The sequence below is a fragment of the Chryseobacterium shigense genome (assembly GCF_900156575.1).
Taxonomy (GTDB): domain Bacteria; phylum Bacteroidota; class Bacteroidia; order Flavobacteriales; family Weeksellaceae; genus Chryseobacterium; species Chryseobacterium shigense.
Map to the genome: position 1 here is coordinate 670118 of NZ_FTNY01000004.1, position 17179 is coordinate 687296.

General features: G+C 37.5%; 19 protein-coding genes. 10 read left to right on the forward strand and 9 right to left on the reverse strand.

Annotated elements, in window-relative coordinates; all coding sequences use genetic code 11:
* The first annotated feature begins 67 nt into the window (after positions 1-67).
* On the forward strand, positions 68-724 hold the full coding sequence (locus BW964_RS16580) for a DUF937 domain-containing protein (protein WP_076508801.1): 657 nt from the start codon (positions 68-70) through the stop codon (positions 722-724).
* A 55-nt stretch (positions 725-779) separates the two neighbouring features.
* On the opposite strand, the gene BW964_RS16585 is transcribed toward BW964_RS16580, so the two are convergent.
* Positions 780-899, reverse strand: a complete 120-nt coding sequence (locus BW964_RS16585; protein ID WP_073329526.1) for a 30S ribosomal protein THX — start codon at positions 897-899, stop codon at positions 780-782.
* An 85-nt stretch (positions 900-984) separates the two neighbouring features.
* The gene (locus tag BW964_RS16590) at positions 985-2379 is read right to left on the reverse strand and encodes an MATE family efflux transporter (protein WP_076508803.1); all 1395 of its coding nucleotides are present in this window, start codon (positions 2377-2379) and stop codon (positions 985-987) included.
* Between the two features lie 112 nt (positions 2380-2491).
* Here BW964_RS16590 and BW964_RS16595 point away from each other — a divergent pair, with 112 nt between their 5' ends.
* The 5 genes from BW964_RS16595 (at position 2492) to BW964_RS16615 (ending at position 6595) form a co-directional block, all read left to right on the forward strand.
* Positions 2492-2851 (forward strand): ankyrin repeat domain-containing protein, encoded by a 360-nt coding sequence (locus BW964_RS16595; RefSeq protein ID WP_165789195.1) that lies wholly within the window; start codon positions 2492-2494, stop codon positions 2849-2851.
* Positions 2852-3009: 158 nt separating this feature from the next.
* Positions 3010-4764, forward strand: coding sequence for an aspartate--tRNA ligase (aspS, locus tag BW964_RS16600; protein ID WP_076508806.1), 1755 nt, complete (start codon positions 3010-3012; stop codon positions 4762-4764).
* 44 nt (positions 4765-4808) lie between these two features.
* Entirely contained in the window at positions 4809-5540 is a 732-nt protein-coding gene (locus tag BW964_RS16605; protein WP_076508807.1) for a carbon-nitrogen hydrolase family protein, read from the forward strand.
* 31 nt (positions 5541-5571) lie between these two features.
* The gene (locus tag BW964_RS16610; protein ID WP_076508809.1) at positions 5572-5997 is read left to right on the forward strand and encodes a bleomycin resistance protein; all 426 of its coding nucleotides are present in this window, start codon (positions 5572-5574) and stop codon (positions 5995-5997) included.
* A 4-nt stretch (positions 5998-6001) separates the two neighbouring features.
* Entirely contained in the window at positions 6002-6595 is a 594-nt protein-coding gene (locus BW964_RS16615) for a hypothetical protein (RefSeq protein WP_104669467.1), read from the forward strand.
* Between the two features lie 24 nt (positions 6596-6619).
* On the opposite strand, the gene BW964_RS16620 is transcribed toward BW964_RS16615, so the two are convergent.
* Together BW964_RS16620 and BW964_RS16625 are read right to left on the reverse strand one after the other, a co-directional pair.
* On the reverse strand, positions 6620-7894 hold the full coding sequence (locus BW964_RS16620) for an adenylosuccinate synthase (RefSeq protein ID WP_076508812.1): 1275 nt from the start codon (positions 7892-7894) through the stop codon (positions 6620-6622).
* Positions 7895-7966: 72 nt separating this feature from the next.
* Complete coding sequence (locus BW964_RS16625) at positions 7967-8536, reverse strand: Crp/Fnr family transcriptional regulator (RefSeq protein ID WP_076508813.1); 570 nt, start codon at positions 8534-8536, stop codon at positions 7967-7969.
* A gap of 145 nt (positions 8537-8681) precedes the next feature.
* On the opposite strand from BW964_RS16625, the gene ku reads away from it, so the two are divergent.
* The 3 genes from ku (at position 8682) to ligD (ending at position 12015) form a co-directional block, all read left to right on the forward strand.
* Complete coding sequence (gene ku / locus BW964_RS16630; RefSeq protein ID WP_076508815.1) at positions 8682-9467, forward strand: non-homologous end joining protein Ku; 786 nt, start codon at positions 8682-8684, stop codon at positions 9465-9467.
* Complete coding sequence (locus BW964_RS16635) at positions 9467-10072, forward strand: DNA polymerase ligase N-terminal domain-containing protein (protein WP_076508817.1); 606 nt, start codon at positions 9467-9469, stop codon at positions 10070-10072. Before ku ends, BW964_RS16635 begins: the two co-directional genes overlap by 1 nt.
* Positions 10073-10143: 71 nt before the next feature.
* On the forward strand, positions 10144-12015 hold the full coding sequence (gene ligD / locus BW964_RS16640) for a DNA ligase D (RefSeq protein WP_076508819.1): 1872 nt from the start codon (positions 10144-10146) through the stop codon (positions 12013-12015).
* A gap of 72 nt (positions 12016-12087) precedes the next feature.
* Here ligD and BW964_RS16645 read toward each other — a convergent pair whose 3' ends face one another.
* The 5 genes from BW964_RS16645 to BW964_RS16665 form a co-directional block, all read right to left on the reverse strand.
* Positions 12088-12546: a hypothetical protein gene (locus BW964_RS16645; protein WP_076508821.1), complete on the reverse strand. Its 459-nt coding sequence runs from the start codon at positions 12544-12546 to the stop codon at positions 12088-12090.
* 9 nt (positions 12547-12555) lie between these two features.
* Positions 12556-13290: an SDR family NAD(P)-dependent oxidoreductase gene (locus BW964_RS16650; protein WP_076508823.1), complete on the reverse strand. Its 735-nt coding sequence runs from the start codon at positions 13288-13290 to the stop codon at positions 12556-12558.
* A 305-nt stretch (positions 13291-13595) separates the two neighbouring features.
* On the reverse strand, positions 13596-13958 hold the full coding sequence (gene yajC, locus BW964_RS16655; protein WP_073329495.1) for a preprotein translocase subunit YajC: 363 nt from the start codon (positions 13956-13958) through the stop codon (positions 13596-13598).
* A gap of 9 nt (positions 13959-13967) precedes the next feature.
* Positions 13968-14477, reverse strand: coding sequence for a DUF1573 domain-containing protein (locus BW964_RS16660; RefSeq protein WP_076508824.1), 510 nt, complete (start codon positions 14475-14477; stop codon positions 13968-13970).
* Between the two features lies 1 nt (position 14478).
* Positions 14479-15384, reverse strand: a complete 906-nt coding sequence (locus BW964_RS16665; RefSeq protein WP_076508826.1) for a transcription antitermination protein NusB — start codon at positions 15382-15384, stop codon at positions 14479-14481.
* 90 nt (positions 15385-15474) lie between these two features.
* Between BW964_RS16665 and BW964_RS16670 the strand changes: the two genes are divergently transcribed.
* Complete coding sequence (locus tag BW964_RS16670; protein ID WP_076508827.1) at positions 15475-17136, forward strand: ABC transporter ATP-binding protein; 1662 nt, start codon at positions 15475-15477, stop codon at positions 17134-17136.
* The last annotated feature ends 43 nt before the right edge of the window (positions 17137-17179 follow it).

Below are 17179 nucleotides of genomic sequence, written 5' to 3' on the forward strand. Positions count from 1 at the left end.
AAAAGATTTTGTGAATCACATTTTTTGATAACTTTGATTTACTTAATACTTTAAAATAAACACAAACATGAGTTTAATTGACCTACTTACAGGTAGTACCAGCAACCAGGTTGCTGAGCAGGCTGAAAACAAATTTGGAATCAGCAGAAACCAGATCATCGCTTTATTGGCGGTAGCTGCACCATTGGTAATTTCGTATCTTAGAAATAAGTCTCAGGATGCTAAAGAAGCAGAAGCTTTAAATAATGCTTTAGATAAAGACCACGACGGAAGCATTCTTGATGATGCAACACAAGCAGAAGCAAGACAGGCTGAAGGAGGATCAATTCTTGACCACGTTTTTGGCGGACAAAAAAGTACCGTGGAAAACCAATTGTCTCAGAATACAGGAATTTCAATCGATAAGATAGGACCTATTTTAGCGATGCTTGCTCCGGTAATCATGGGATATATCGGTAAAGAGAAGCAACAGAATAATGTAGGAGCAGGAGGCTTAGGAGATCTCTTAGGAGGAATTCTTGGAAATGCATCCAGCCAGGCACAAACGCAACAGTCTAACCCATTGAATGACATTTTAGGAAGTGTTTTAGGAAGCGGTCAATCGCAGTCGGGAGGGAATCCACTTAACGATATCCTGGGAAGTGTACTTGGCGGAGGCGGAGGACAACAGCAACAGGGCGGCGGCTTAGGAAGCATCCTTGGTAACATTTTAGGAGGAAAATAATTTAATTTTGTATATCAAAAAAGGCTGAAGATGAATCTTCAGCCTTTTTTATTTTTTAGCTTTTTGCTTTAGTTTCAGAAGGACCAATTGACTTAGAAGCCTTTCTCGGTCTTCTTTTACCATAACTTCCTGAATTGATTTTTCCTCTTCTTGATTTTCTGTCTCCTTTTCCCATAATGATAACTGTTTTGTTGGTTTAGCACTAAATTAGGCAATAGAACTTACAACCAAAAATTAAGGCTGTTAAAATTTTTATAAATCTACACTTTTACCGTTTTCCATCTTCCTTTTTTAAACAAGATGAAAGCTACAATGGTAATTAAAGTCTCCGCAGCCGGAATAGAAATAAATACACCTTTAGGCCCCATTCCAAAATGCTTGGAAAGAAAATACGCCAATGGAATCTGAAACAACCAGAATCCGAAGAAATTCACCCAGGTAGGGGTCCATGTATCTCCTGCTCCGTTAAAAGCATTGATGAGCACCATTCCCATTCCATAGAAAATAAATCCCACACTCATAATGTGCAATGCATTTTTAGCAACCACTTTGATTTCGGTTTCTTGTGTGAAAAAGCCGACCAGGAAATCTCCAAGCAGAAAAAACAGTACACTTACTGCCAGCATAAAGATCACATTGTATTTTACGGTTTTCATGACAGCCTGTTCCGCTCTTACCATTTCATTGGCCCCCATATTCTGTCCAACAAGCGTTGAAGCTGCATTGCTCAAACCCCAGGCAGGAAGTATAAAAAACATCATCAGCCTTAAAGCGGTCTGGTAACCTGCAGAAGCATTTTCTCCTCCGGTAGTTGCTACCAGTTGGGCAAGAAAGATCCAGCTGCATGAAGCAATCACAAATTGAAAAATTCCCGGTGTCGCAATTTTCACGATGCCTTTTATTTGTTTGAAATCAGGGGTAAAATAAGGAAGCGCAATACGAATCTGAGTATCTGCTACCAAAAGATGATACAGCTGATACATCACACCGATACTTCTTCCTATCGTAGTGGCTAAGGCTGCTCCGGTAAGCCCCATCGCAGGAATGGGTCCAAAACCTTTAATCAGAACGGGGCAGAGTATAATGTTGGCAATATTCGCGATCCAGAGAGACTTCATCGCAATGGCTGCATTTCCTGCTCCCCTGAAAATCCCGTTGATCAGGAATAAAAGCATAATAATCACACTGCTTCCCATCATGATCCTTGTGAAGTCTTTTCCATATGCTGCCGCTTCAGGCTTTGAGCCCATCAGAACCAAAATCTCTTCGGCATACATGACTCCAAACAAGCTTAGGATAAAAGTAATACCAAATGAAACCAATAAAACCTGTGCAGCACTTCTGGAAGCCTGTTCCGGATTTTTCTCACCAATCCTTCTTGCAACCAGGGCTGTGGCAGCCATACTCATTCCTATCGCAATGGAGTACATTACCGAAAGTACAGATTCTGTTAATCCAACCGTCTGAATCGCATACCCGCTTTCTTTCAAATGTCCTACAAAATACAGATCAACCAGTGCAAACACCGATTCCATAGCCATTTCCAGCATCATAGGAACCGCCAAAAGGAGTACAGCACTTCTTATCGTTATTTTAGTATAATCTACCTCTTCTCCACTAAATGCTTTTTTCAAAAACGCTATATATTTTGTCATTTCCTAATTAATAATTATCTGATTTTCAAAAATACAAATTCAATTCTTATAAAAATTTAGTTACTCATATCAAAAAAATAATTTAGATTTGTATATTCTTAAAATGAATCTTATGAAAAAAATAATCTCTACCGTTTCTATACTTGTAATCTCAGTATCTGCTAATATGCTTTCTGCTCAGACATTGAGTAAAGCTCAGATGCAAGCCATTCAGTCTGACAATGTTGCTTCATTTAAAAAGAATTTTCAAAAAGCAGATTATGATAAGTGCTTTCCCCTTAAAGATGAAACTTTCAGCGCTTTAGGCTTTAGTTCACTTTATGGAAGAAATACTATTGTTCAATTTCTTATTGACAACAAAGTAGATGTTAATAAGGCCTGCAACGGTAAAACACCTCTTGCGTTAGCTAAATTAGGAAAGAAAGAGCAAACTGTACAACTATTGCTACAAAAAGGAGCTGCGAATAACTAAAAAGCCCTCAAATAATATACAAGACTTCCGAAAGGGAGTTTTTTTTGTTTAAAAAACCTTCAAAAATCTTATCTTTGCCTCCGGAATTTATGGTTGAAAACTTCATCATCAGAAAGCTAGGCCATATATCTTAAACATTGAACCTTAAACAAATAATTATGTTTCGATCACACACGAACGGAGAATTATCTCTGAAAAATCTTAATGAAGAAGTTACACTTTCCGGATGGGTACAGACTATCCGTGATAAAGGATTTATGATTTGGATAGATCTTCGGGATCGTTACGGAATTACCCAATTGGTTTTTGACCAGGATCGTTCTTCTGCACAAATGATGGAAGAGGCAAAAAAATTGGGACGTGAATTCGTTATTCAGGTTACAGGAAAAGTAATCGAAAGAGTAAGCAAAAATCCCAATATTCCAACAGGAGAAATTGAAATTTTAGTTGAAAAATTAACGGTTCTTAATGAATCTCAACTTCCTCCTTTCACTATTGAAGATGAAACGGATGGTGGTGAAGAATTAAGAATGAAATACCGTTATCTGGATATCAGAAGAGCGCCGGTAAGAGATAAACTGATCTTCCGTCACAAAATGGCGCAGAAAGTAAGAAATTACCTTTCAGATGAAGGATTTATCGAAGTGGAAACTCCGGTTTTAATTAAATCTACTCCGGAAGGCGCAAGAGACTTCGTTGTTCCAAGCAGAATGAATCCGGGACAATTCTACGCCTTACCACAATCACCCCAAACTTTCAAACAATTGTTGATGGTAGGGGGAATGGATAAATATTTCCAGATTGTAAAATGCTTCCGTGATGAAGACCTGAGAGCAGACAGACAGCCGGAATTTACACAAATCGACTGTGAAATGGCTTTCGTAGAGCAGGAAGATGTAATGAATGTCTTTGAAGGAATGACGAAAACACTCATCAAAGATATTACAGGTCAGGAATTTGGAACTTTCCCTAGAATGACCTTTGCAGAAGCCATGCAAAAATACGGAAACGATAAACCTGACATCCGTTTCGGAATGGAATTCGTGGAACTGAATGATTTGGTCAAAGGAAAAGATTTTAAAATATTTGATGACGCTGAATTAGTAGTAGGAATCAATGTAGAAGGATGTGCTGATTATACAAGAAAGCAGATCGATGAATTGGTAGAATGGGTAAAACGTCCACAGATTGGGGCATCCGGAATGGTTTGGGCTAAATTCCAGAATGATGGTGTGAAAACCTCATCTGTCAACAAATTTTACAACGAAGAAGATCTGGCGAAGATCATTGAAAAATTCGGAGCTAAAGAAGGTGACTTAATGCTGATCTTATCCGGAAATGAAAATAAGGTAAGAGCTCAGCTGTCTGCATTAAGAATGGAACTTGGAAACCGTTTGGGACTGAGAAAAGGAAATGTATTTGCGCCGCTTTGGGTGGTAGACTTCCCATTATTGGAATTCGACGAAGAAAGTGGACGCTACCATGCCATGCACCACCCTTTTACCTCTCCTAAGCCGGAAGACATTCATTTACTGGAAACAGATCCGGGCAAAGCAAGAGCCAACGCTTATGATATGGTTCTTAACGGAAACGAGATCGGTGGAGGCTCTATCAGAATATTTGACAAAGATCTTCAGTCTAAAATGTTTGACCTTTTAGGATTTACTAAAGAAGAAGCAGAAGCGCAGTTCGGATTCCTGATGAATGCCTTCAAATACGGAGCACCTCCTCACGGTGGTTTGGCTTTCGGATTTGACCGTTTGGTAGCTATTCTTGACGGAAACGAAGTGATCCGGGATTATATCGCATTCCCTAAGAATAACTCAGGACGGGATGTGATGATCGACGCTCCTGCATCTATTGCTGATGCACAGCTGGACGAACTTGAAATACAATTGAATTTAAAAGCATAAATTGAAAGCGGGGTTATTTTCCCCGCTTTTTTAATGACCTAAAAATGAAAATCGCAGCAGCACAAATTAAACCTGTAAAAGGAGATATTCTGAAAAACATTGAGAATCATACAAGATTAATCGAAGCCGCAGTTTATAAAAATGTTGATTTCATTATCTTCCCTGAGCTTTCAATTACCGACTACGAACCTAAATTAGCGGAACCGCTATCAATTGATTATGAAAATGAGACTTTAGAGGTATTCCAGAAATTGGCAGATGAAAATAACATCAGCATCACTGTTGGAATGCCTACAAAATCTGAGGATCAATTATTGATCAGCAGTATTATATTTCAACCGAAAAAAAGAAGAGAAGTTTATTCAAAGCGTCATCTCTTCCCAACGGAAACCGCGGTTTTTTCAAAAGGAAATACCTTCTGTCAGTTGGAAATATTGCAGAATAAAATTTCATTAGCCATCTGTTATGATTTATCGGATCCGCTGCATTCTCAAGAAGCTTATCAGGCAGGTTCAAACATCTATACGGCAAGTGTTCTCAATTCTTTCAATGGCATTGATGAAGATATTAGTAAGCTATCTACTATCGCAGAAAAATACCACATGCATGTTGTAATGTCCAATTTCATCGGAGAGTCCGGAGGTTATGAATGTGCCGGAAAGTCTTCTGTCTGGAATAATGACGGAAGTTTACTCGGGCAGCTCAACAGTGAGGATGAAGGCATCCTGATTTTAGATACTGAAAATAATCTGGTAGAAAAGAAATACATCAGTTAAAATACTCGAAATTCACAAAGAACCATAAAAAATGGAATTCAACAGATTAACTCCAGAATTACAGGTAAGCAACATAGCTCAATCTAAACTTTTTTATGTAAAACAACTTGGGTTTACAGTAGAATTTGAAAGAGAAGAAGATCGGTTCATATTGATTTCTTATGAAGGTTCGCAATTGATGCTTGAAGAGGATCACCCGGAAGCATGGATTACAGAAGCACCTGTTTTTCCAAGAGGAAGAGGAATTAATTTCCAAATTGAAGTAAACAGTTTAAGTAGTATCATCGCAAAAATTAAGGAATACTGCATTACCTACTTTAGAGAGCCCAAAGAACAGTGGTACAGAATCAATAATAAAGAAGAGGGTGTTAAAGAATTACTAATTCAGGATCCTGACGGCTATCTTTTAAGATTTCAAGAATATCTTGGTGAAAGAGATTATACAGGATTAATTTAGATTAATGAAAGAAAAACAAAAGCCCAAAATTTGGGAAATTCTAATTAGTGTGATAGGCTTAATAGGGCTATTTATGTTATTTTATGGAATAGGTGGAAAAGTAAAGGGTACAAAAAGGATACTCCCTTTTGAGGCTGACTACTTCGTAGGAGGTCTTTGTATATTAATACCCATCTACTTTTACATTTTTTCCAAAGCTAATAATGAAGAAGGGTTTCCTCTAAAGAACTTCAACAGAAAGCTCGTGATTGATGATATAAAAAAATACAGAATTTCCGGTCAGGTAGACTTAAAGAAAGCAGTGATAGAAAGTTTCGTTTTTGGGATTGGAAAAATACAGAATGACTATGTTAATATTTTCTATAATAAAGGGGATATTGAATTTGTAAAAACCAAAATTACAGTGGAATGTACTGATGGAGATTTCCCGACAACAATAACAGCATTGACAAATATTGACACAATAACTTTGAATGAAATTTTTCAGAAACAGCTAACTTCAGCGACCGTATATTTTGACAAATATATCCCAAGCAATTATTATATTGATTTGGAATTCTTAGAAGGCTGGGAAAAACAAAATGGAAGCGGGAACTAAATCCCGCTTTTTTTCAAAAGAACTTTATTCAATTTTCAATATCTCATTTCTTCCCGGACCCGTAGAAAGATAGGTAATCGGAACTCCAAGCTCATCGTTCAGAAAAGAAAGAAATTCCTTTAATTCAGAAGGCAAATCAGAAGCTTTTTCCACCGATGTAATATTTCCTTCCCAACCTGTCATCGATTTCAGAACCGGGCGTGCATCTTGAGGCAACGTTCCAGAAATGGTGGCCTTGCTTCCGTCTTCAAGTTCATAATGGGTACACACGGCTACAGATTTCATTCCGCTTAAAACATCAGCTTTGGTCAGGATCACCTGAGTCACCCCGTTGATCATGATCGCATATCGTAAAGCCGGAAGATCCAGCCAGCCTATTCTTCTGGGACGTCCCGTATTCGAGCCAAACTCATTGCCCTTATTTCTGATCTCTTCACCAAGCTCATCAAAAATCTCCGTCGGAAACATTCCATTGCCTACCCTTGTACAGTATGCTTTTGCAATCCCGAATATTTCACCGACTTTTTTAGGCGAAATACCCAATCCGCTGCAAGCTCCTGAAGCGGTGGTGGAAGAAGATGTTACATAGGGATAAGTGCCATGATCTATATCCAGCATTGCAGCCTGAGATCCTTCAGCAAGAATCTTCTTCCCTCTTAATAAAGCAGTATTTAAAAACAGTTCCGTTTCTGCACGAGTGAACTTCTTCAAAAATTCTATAGCTTCAAAAAACTCCCTGCTGATTTCTTCCAATGGGGGAAGTACCGTATCACCGCCTGCCAGCACGCTGTAATCTCTCTTTAAAATATGGTCTACCCTGCTCTTAAAATCCGGGGCATCTATATCACCAACCCTTAGATTCTGTCTCAGGATCTTATTGGAATACGCCTGGGCAATTCCGTTTCTTGTCGTGCCGATGGTGGTATAATCAGGATTATCCTCCATGAAGATATCCAGAAGCTTATGGGTCGGAAGGACAAGGTGTGCTTTTTTAGATATAATCAGATTATTTTCCGGCTCAATAGTTCCGTCAAATTCCTTAAGATTTAAAATTTCTCTTCTCAGACTTACAGGGTCCAGAACGGCTCCCGTTCCGATAATATTCTGAACTCCTTTCATGAAAATCCCGGAAGGAAGAGATTTCAGTGTGATTCTTTTTCCGTGACGTTCTATACTGTGTCCGGCATTCGCGCCACCATTAAACCGGGCGGTAATGTCATAGTCTTCACTGATGAGATCAATAAACTTACCCTTACCTTCATCCCCCCACTGCAATCCTAATACAATATCCATATTCATACTCTACATTTTTTATAGTGCAAAGCTATAACAGACAGAACGCGAAGCCATTGTCATTTGACAAAAAAGTATTTACACAATATTTCTTCTGATGCGGCTCAATGAAGAAGGCGTAATACCAAGATAAGAAGCGAGCATGGATTGCGGCACTCTGTTGGCAAGCCCGGGATAATGATCTAAAAAATGAATATACCTTGATTTAGCATCCAGATTCAGCATGGTACTGGCCACCTTAAGTTTATTCTCTGCTACAAAAGCATGAAGCCTGGCGAATAATACCGGCCAAACAGCAATTTCCTTTTCCAACTTTTTGAAATAATCGAGATCAATGGCCAGCAGAACACCATCGGTTACTGCTTCAATATATTCAAGCGCAGGGATCTGGTCGGCAAATCCATAGAAATCACCTATAAACCTTCCCTCATATATAAAGTAACGTGTAAAATCATCTCCCTGTTTATTATAGTACAAGGATCTGAAAACACCTTCTTTTACAAAAGCAATTTTTCGGCTCACCTTTCCGGCTTCTATAAAAGCTTCTCCTTTAAGAATAGTGATTTCCTGCAAACCCTGAGCGATCAGCAACTCCTCTTCTTTATTCAGTATTCCGAATTTTCTTATGTACTTAAAAAGTTCTTCCATATGTATTGACGCCCTCATATCGGGAAAATATAAATGTATAAAAATAGTATGGACATCCCATTGTCATTTGACAACAAGACAATAAAATGTACCCCAGAATCTTTTCACGGCATGTTAATTGATTGATTTTTAAAAACGTAAGACAATGAAAGCAATCTGGAACGGCGCCATTGGCTTCGGTTTAGTCAATATCCCGGTTAAAATCTATTCAGCCACAGAAACCACGAAACTGGACCTCGATATGCTCGACAAATCTGATTTTTCCAATATCAAATTCAAAAGAGTGAATGAGAGTACCGGAAAAGAAGTAAAATGGGAGAATATTGTAAAAGGGTATCTCATGGATGATCAATACATCGTTCTTGATGAGGAAGATTATGAAGCGGCAAGCCCTGAAAAAACAAAAATACTTTCCATTGATCAGTTTGTGAAGGAATCAGAAGTAGACAGTGTCTATTTCGAAAACCCCTACTTTCTGGAGCCCCAGAAAAATGGCGAAAATGCCTATCGGCTTCTGTTAAAAGCTTTGCAGGAAACAGAAATGGCTGGTATCGGAACTTTTGTCCTCCGGGACAGCGAGGCTATTGGTATGATCCGGCCTTACAATGAAGAAATACTGGTTCTGAACCGGCTTAGGTTTAATCAGGAAATAAGAGATTATAAGGATCTTAAAATTCCTGCTCAAAAAACACCTAAACCCGCAGAGCTTAAAATGGCAGTAAGTCTTATCAAACAACTTTCTCAGGAATTTGATCCTGTGATGTATAAAGATAATTATTCTGATGAATTGATGAAAATCATCAAAAAGAAAGCGAAAGGCAAAAATATAAAAGCCAAAAAAGCCGAACCTGTTAAAGAGGGAAAAGTAATTGATCTTATGGCTCAGCTGAAAGCCAGCCTGCAAACTTCTAAATCCAAATCTGCATCGTAATGGCCCTAAAAGATTACCAGAATAAACGAAAGTTCGACGAGACCACCGAACCTAAAGGCAAGACCAAAAAAAGCAAAGACCAACTCGTTTTTGTGGTTCAGAGGCATGCAGCTTCCCGGCTTCACTATGATTTCCGTCTGGAAATGGAAGGGGTACTGAAAAGCTGGGCGATTCCCAAAGGCCCTTCACTGGATTCAAAAGACAAACGCCTTGCCATGATGGTGGAAGACCATCCCTATGACTATAAAGATTTTGAAGGGAATATCCCGGAAGGAAACTATGGAGCCGGACAGGTAGAAGTGTGGGACATCGGAACGTATGAACCTTTAGATGATACAAGCCGGCTTTCTGACGAGAAAGAATTATTAAAAGAATTAAAAGCAGGTTCCATAAAATTCATTTTACATGGTAAAAAACTGAAAGGTGAATTTGCGCTGGTTAAAATGAAAAATGCTGAAAATAATGCATGGCTTTTAATTAAACATAAAGATGATTTCGCAGAAGAAAAATATGATGCAGAGGAAAACACCTCGCCAAAATCTCTGGTAACTCAATTTTTAGAGGAAAAAAAAAGCCTAAAAATAAAGGAAAAAAGGAAGTCATAACCTCAGAGAAAAGCTTTAAAAATTTCAATTCTTTATCCACCGAAAAAAAGCTGACCTCGTTCATCAAACCGATGCTGGCCAAATCTTTTGAGAAAGCATTCGATGATGAAAACTGGCTCTTCGAAATTAAATGGGACGGCTACAGGGCTGTTGCAGACCTAAGCCATACCAATCCCCTATTCTACTCAAGAAACGGAATTTCATTTTTATCAAAATTTGAAAAAGTCTCTAAAGATTTTAGCCACCAGAAGCATAAAATGATCCTGGATGGAGAAATTGTGGCTTATGATGCGCATGGAAAACCTAATTTTCAGCTTTTACAACAGATCGGGGACCATCCGGACATGGCATTAACTTATCAGGTTTTTGATCTTCTCTGGCTGAATGGACATTCAACAGAAGAACTTCCTCTTCTGCAACGGAAGGAACTTTTAAAAGAGGCTTTAACGGAAACGGATGTTATCAAATACTGTGATCATATTCCGGAAAAGGGAATCGCTTTTTTTAATCAGATGAATACCATGAAACTGGAGGGAATGATTGCCAAAAAAGCTGACAGTTTGTATATTGAAAATCAAAGGAGCAGTGATTGGCTAAAAATAAAATTCACAAATACGGATGAAGCCATTATCTGCGGATTGACAGAACCCCGTGGTTCACGTGAAAGTTTCGGAGCTCTGATTTTAGGGAAATATATAGATGGAAAGCTTATTTACTGTGGTCATACGGGAACGGGGTTTACCAATGAATCTTTAAAACAAATTTATGACAGGCTTCAAAAGATTGTTATAAAAACATCTCCATTTGAAACGGTTCCTACAACGAATATGCCCGTAACATGGACGAAACCTGAGTTGGTATGCGAGATTAAATATTCTGAAATTACTAAAGACGGTATTTACCGCCACCCTGTCTTTGTGGCTATGCGTGAAGATAAAGAACCTGAAGAAATTCAATTGAATCCAAAGAACGAAAAGTCTAGAGAAATGAAAGCTAAAGCCCCATTAAAAAAGTCAGTGAATTCTGAAAAAGAAAAGATAATTACACTGGACAAACATAAAGTCACCCTCACCAATCAGGATAAGATCTATTTTCCCAAAGACGGCATTACAAAAGGAGATGTGATAGAATATTATCAGTCGGTTGCGTCTTATATTCTTCCTTATCTGAAAAACCGTCCACTCTCTCTCAACCGCTTTCCGGGTGGCATTGAAGAACAGGGTTTTTATCAGAAGGATGCTGGGGACCACATGCCGGACTGGATCAAAACGACAAAGGTTTATTCGGAATCCAATGATAAATATATTGACTATGTTTATTGTAATGACAAAGCAACTTTAGCGTATCTGAATAATTTAGGCTGCATTGATCTGAATCCCTGGAACAGTTCACTTCCTGATCTGGAACATCCGGATTATCTGGTACTGGATCTTGATCCATCCAAGAAAAATATATTCAATGATGTGATTGAAACAGCACTTCAGGTGAATGAAGTTTTACATTCAGTTAAAGTTAAAGGCTACTGCAAAACTTCCGGCAGTACAGGAATTCATATTTATATTCCGATGGGAGGGAAATACGATTTTGACCAGGTCAAAGATTTCGCCCATATTCTCATGAAACAGGTCAATGAAAAGCTTCCAAAACTAACGACTCTGGAACGAAGCTTACAGAAAAGGGATGATAAGAAAATTTATATGGATTATCTGCAAAACAGGACTGGTCAGACCTTGGCGAGTGTTTACAGTATACGTCCAAAAGAGGGAGCTTCCGTTTCTATGCCCCTGGAATGGGATGAAGTAAAACCTGGTTTGAAACCTACTGATTTTACGATTCACAATTCTTTAGAAAGAATCAAGGAAAAAGGAGATTTGTTTAAACCGGTTTTGGGTAAGGGAATTGATATGATGAAGGCGTTGGAATTGTTACAGGGAAATGGCTAGTTTTAAACACAAATTTTACAAGAATTTTTGGATTTAATTGCTACTTTATGTTTGCAACGGCATTTCACCCAGCTAAGAATTAGTATTCAAATTTTCAATTATTTTTAGGTAACTATCAATCCAACTTTTATCTTTAATTGTATTGATGACCCAATAAAGATTGTTGGTTATTTCATTAATTGACAATCCAATTTTATTTTTACAGAACGTTAGTTCGAGTTCTAAACTCTGAGCAAGAAGCTTTAGATAATCAACATTGTTAATCTTAGAAAAACATTCACAGAAAACATATCCAGAATGATATTTTCCTTTTAATTTAAAATTTGTATGATCTAAAAGATAAGAAATAATATACATTTGAAAATCAGACCAATTAAAGACGAATTCTATAAAATCCTCTTCCTCTTGTGTTGTAAGACCACTTACTCTATTTTGAATGAACGGAAAGTGATTATCTTCAAAATGTTCCTGAGCATGATCTAAACTAATACCATCTATATAATCTTTGATTTCTAAAAATTTATGTTTCATAAAAAACAATTAAGGTAATTTCGCTACCAAACTTTCAGGCAATATTTTCAAAATCGTATAAATAATTTTCCATTTAAAATTCGGGACGATAGTGAAAGAATTTCTTGCATTGACAATATATTTTGCTACATAATCCGGTTCCATGATCAAAGATTCATTAAGCTGTAGTCCTTCATTAATTTTTGTTCTGATATATCCAATCACCAGAACATTGACTTTTATTTTCCTTGAAGCCAATTCCTGTCGTAAACCAGCCAGATATTGAGTAAACGCTGCTTTGGTGCTTCCATACACAAAATTACTTTTCCTTCCTCTCACTCCCGAAAGTGAAGACAGCCCGATCATTCGTTCCAGATGGGTATTGCTCTGATCCATTGCGATAATATTCAGGATGGAAACGGCTCCCATATAATTGACCTTCATCATCTGTTGTGCCTCTTTAAAATCTCTCAATGCTTTTTCATTATCAACGAGAAACCCTGCTGCATAGACTGCAATATGAGGTTTTACAGCAAGCTGATCATAAAATGTCTGATGGGAATCAAAATCTACCGCATCAAAATACAGGATTGTTACTTTTGAAGAATCCAGTTTGTGGTCAGCAACCAATTTTTCAAGTGAAGCAGTATCTCTTGAAGCAGCAATTACAGAAAATCCTTTTTGAATGTATTGTATAATACACTGCTTAGCTACGTCTGAATTGGCTCCCAGAATGAGAACGGTTTTGCCTGTATTTTGATTCATGGTGCAAAGATATTTGATTTGATTTTATGATGGGGATCTTTTTTAAACACAAATTTTACGAATAGGTTCACGAATAACACTAATTTGTTAAAAGTTATGAGTTTTAAATGATGAGTTATTTGAGGTGGAGTGTTTCACTATTCCTTGCGTAGCAAAATTCACTATTGACCTTGCTTCATCTCGATCTCAGTCTTACCCTAAGAAAAGTCTTGTGTCTGATGTCTGATGTATTACTTAAACTATAAAAAAACTCGGCGCGGTGAACAAAGTTCACCGCGCCGAGCCGATATTTTCAAACTAAAAAATTATTTTTTTTCAGTATCGATTTCTTTTTTCTCTGCTGTTTTTTCAGCAGCTGCTTTTGCTTTTTCTCCAAAACGCGTTTCAGTAAATTCTCTTGAAACGGCTGCTTTTTCAAATTTCAGTTTTCCTGATAAAGTTTCGATCACGAAACCATCATCCTGAACCTGAGCAATTCTTCCGTGAAGACCTGAAGTAAGGACTACTCTGGTTCCTACTTTTAAAGTTTCCTGAAAGTTTTTCTCTTGCTTTTGTTTTCTCATCTGTGGTCTTATCATCAGAAAATAAAACCCCACAAACATTACCCCCATCATGATCAGCATCATTGATGAAGATCCCTGCTGTGCCTGTAAAAAGATTGTCAACATATATTTATATTATGGTTGGATGTTCGCTGTGAACGTTAATTTGATAGGAGCCTTATCTACGTTAGCAAATACATCTGCATACTTCTGAACGTTTCCGTCGAAGCTTGAAGAGTCAAAATGCAAAGTGATATTTCCTTTTTTACCCGGAAGGATAGGTTCTTTTGTAAAATCAGGAGCCGTACATCCGCATCCAGGTTTTACTTCAGAGATCACGAGAGGATTTTTTCCTGTATTGGTAATCTCGTAAATGTGCTGTACTTTATCTCCTTTTTTGATTTTTCCAAAATCGAAGTTATTTTCAGAAAGCGCAACTGATGTTAGGGGCTGGTTAGAAACCGGAGCCACTGCTGCATTAGCCACTGCCGGAGCTGCTGCTGAATCGGTTGGAGCTGTTTGTTGTATTGCTGTAGAATCTGCGGTTGCAGTTTCAGTACCTTGCCCTTCTTTGTTTTCTTTTTTGCAAGAAACCAAACCAAAGCCTATGATAGACAAAGCGATAATTGATAATGTCTTTTTCATGTTAAATTCTATTTTGATCTTTACAATATTTATCCAAAATTCCGTTAATGAAGATATTGGAACGGTCTGTTGCAAATACTTTTGCAATTTCAATATATTCATTGATAATAACTCTTGAAGGCGTCAGAGCAAAATTATCCAGTTCTGAAATAGCAGTAGACAAAATTACTTTATCCATTAAAGAAACTCTTTCCAGATCCCAGTTTTCCAGTCTTTCACTAAGCTTTTTCTCATTAGCTTCCCAGTTATTCAGGGTATCTCTCAGAAGTTTTCCTGCAAAAACTTTATCTTCTTCATCTTTAATCATCTTAATTAAAGTTCTGCTTTCTTCATCTTCTTTCAGGAAACCTATTGTTTTCTGTACCATTGAGTTGGCGATGTGAATATCATCATACCATGAAAGTTCTTTATCACTAAGATACTCCTGGAAATCTTCATTCTCAGCAATATATCTTAAGAAAAGCTTCCCGATAAATTTCTGATCTGCTTCAAAAGAATATCCTTCTTCTTTCATGAAATCCTGATAACGCTTCCCTGCGGTAATTCTTTGGAAAGTTTTCACCAATACATCATCATGCATATCCCATTTCAACTGCTTGTGCTGACCTGTGAAAAATAATCTCTCAGGATTTTCTTCCAGCTTGATCAGGACCTGGTTATTGATGAATTTTTGGTTAGGGTTAATTTCAGCATCAGTTTTAAGGTATTTGTTCTTACCAATCTCGATCTGGGTTTCTGCTAATTCTTTCAGAGCGACCAAAAAATTGATCTGATAGATGTAGAGATCATAGATTTTCTCTATTCCAGAGAACATATTTTTCTCTAAAATATCAAATTTTAAAGGATTCTGGTAGTATGAATACACTGTTTGTACTACTTTTTCACGGATTTGTCGTCTTCCTAACATTCAAAGAGCTTTTTATGGGTGCAAAGATACAAAAATTAAAATTGATGAAATTCGTAGTGTCCTTACATTTTCGTAAATTTGTAAAACTTTATGAAAGCGCTAAAAACCTTAAACCCTTACTTTTGGAAGCACAAAATATTATTGTTTTGGGGGTTACTATTCATCATTGCCAGTAATTTCTTTAATATATATAAGGTCCAGTTTGTAGGAAAGTCTGTAGATGAACTTACAAAAGGCGGGCATCTGGGTTTCAACCAACAAGTTCTGGTGTACGTTGCTATTATTGTTGGCTGCTCACTTTTAACCGGATTTTTCACCTTTATGATGCGTCAGACCATCATTGTGGCATCAAGAAGAATTGAATATGAACTGAAGAATAAAATTTACAGACATTATCAGGAATTATCCCTTACAGATTACAAGCAGACGACTATTGGTGACCTGATGAACAGGTTGAGTGAAGATGTTGTGGCCGTAAGAATGTATCTGGGACCCGGTGTCATGTATGTGGTGAACCTGGTCATCCTTCTTGTGATTACAAGTATCTATATGATAAAAACGGATGCGTCTATGACTTTATGGACCTTGTTGCCGCTTCCTATTTTATCCTATATCATATTTAAGGTAAGTTCCATTATCAATCAGAAATCGAAGATCATGCAGAAAAGCCAGTCTGCGATCTCCACTTTTGTGCAGGACAGCTTTTCAGGGATCAGAGTGGTTAAATTTTTTGCTAAAGAAAATTACATCAAGAAGAACTATGGCATCAAGGTTACTGATTATCAGAACAAAGCTTTAGACTTAGCGAAAACCGAAGCCTACTTCTTTACCATTATTCTATTCGTCATCGGACTGCTTAATGTTGCCGTGATTCTGGTGGGCGGACAGAAATATATTGCAGGAGAATTGAGTGTCGGTAAAATTGCTGATTTCTTTATGTATATCAACATCCTGATCTGGCCCTTCTCTATGGTAGGTTGGGTAACTTCTGTCAACCAAAGAGCTGAAGCTTCGATGCAGAGGATTAATGAATTTATGGATAAAAAGTCGGAAGTCATCAATACCAATTTTGAGAACTATCCTATTAAAGGGGATATTGAATTCAGGAATGTCTCTTATGTTTATCCGAATACAGGCATTAAAGCACTGGAAAACCTAAGCTTTAAAATCAAAGCCGGAGAATCCCTTGCCATTATGGGTAAAACAGGAAGTGGAAAATCCACGATCGCTCTTTTGCTGTGCAGACTTATTGATCCTACTGAGGGAGAGATTTTCATTGATGGCAAGAATCTAAAAGAACATAATCTGACGAATTACCGGAATTTTATTGGCTACATTCCTCAGGAAAGTTACCTGTTCTCCGACTCTATTGAAAACAATATCGGTTTTGCCATCGATCATCCTTCTCACGAAAAAGTAGTGGAATACGCAAAGATGGCAGATGTGGATAAAAATATTGTTGAATTTAAAGAACAGTATAAAACACTTGTCGGTGAACGCGGAGTGATGCTTTCGGGAGGTCAGAAGCAAAGAATATGTATTGCAAGGGCTTTAATAAAGGACCCCCATATCATTATTTTTGACGATTCTCTGTCTGCTTTGGATACGGAAACCGAGCAGAATATTCTTGAAAATATAGACCGGAAAATCCACAATGCCACATCCATAATTATCACACACAGAGAGTCTAGCGCTCAGAGAGCTGATAAAATCATCAACCTCACCGAAATTGCCAATTCTGTAACTGCTTAGCGGTTTCGTTCTCAATTGTTAAATAAATCATAAAAAAAATTTT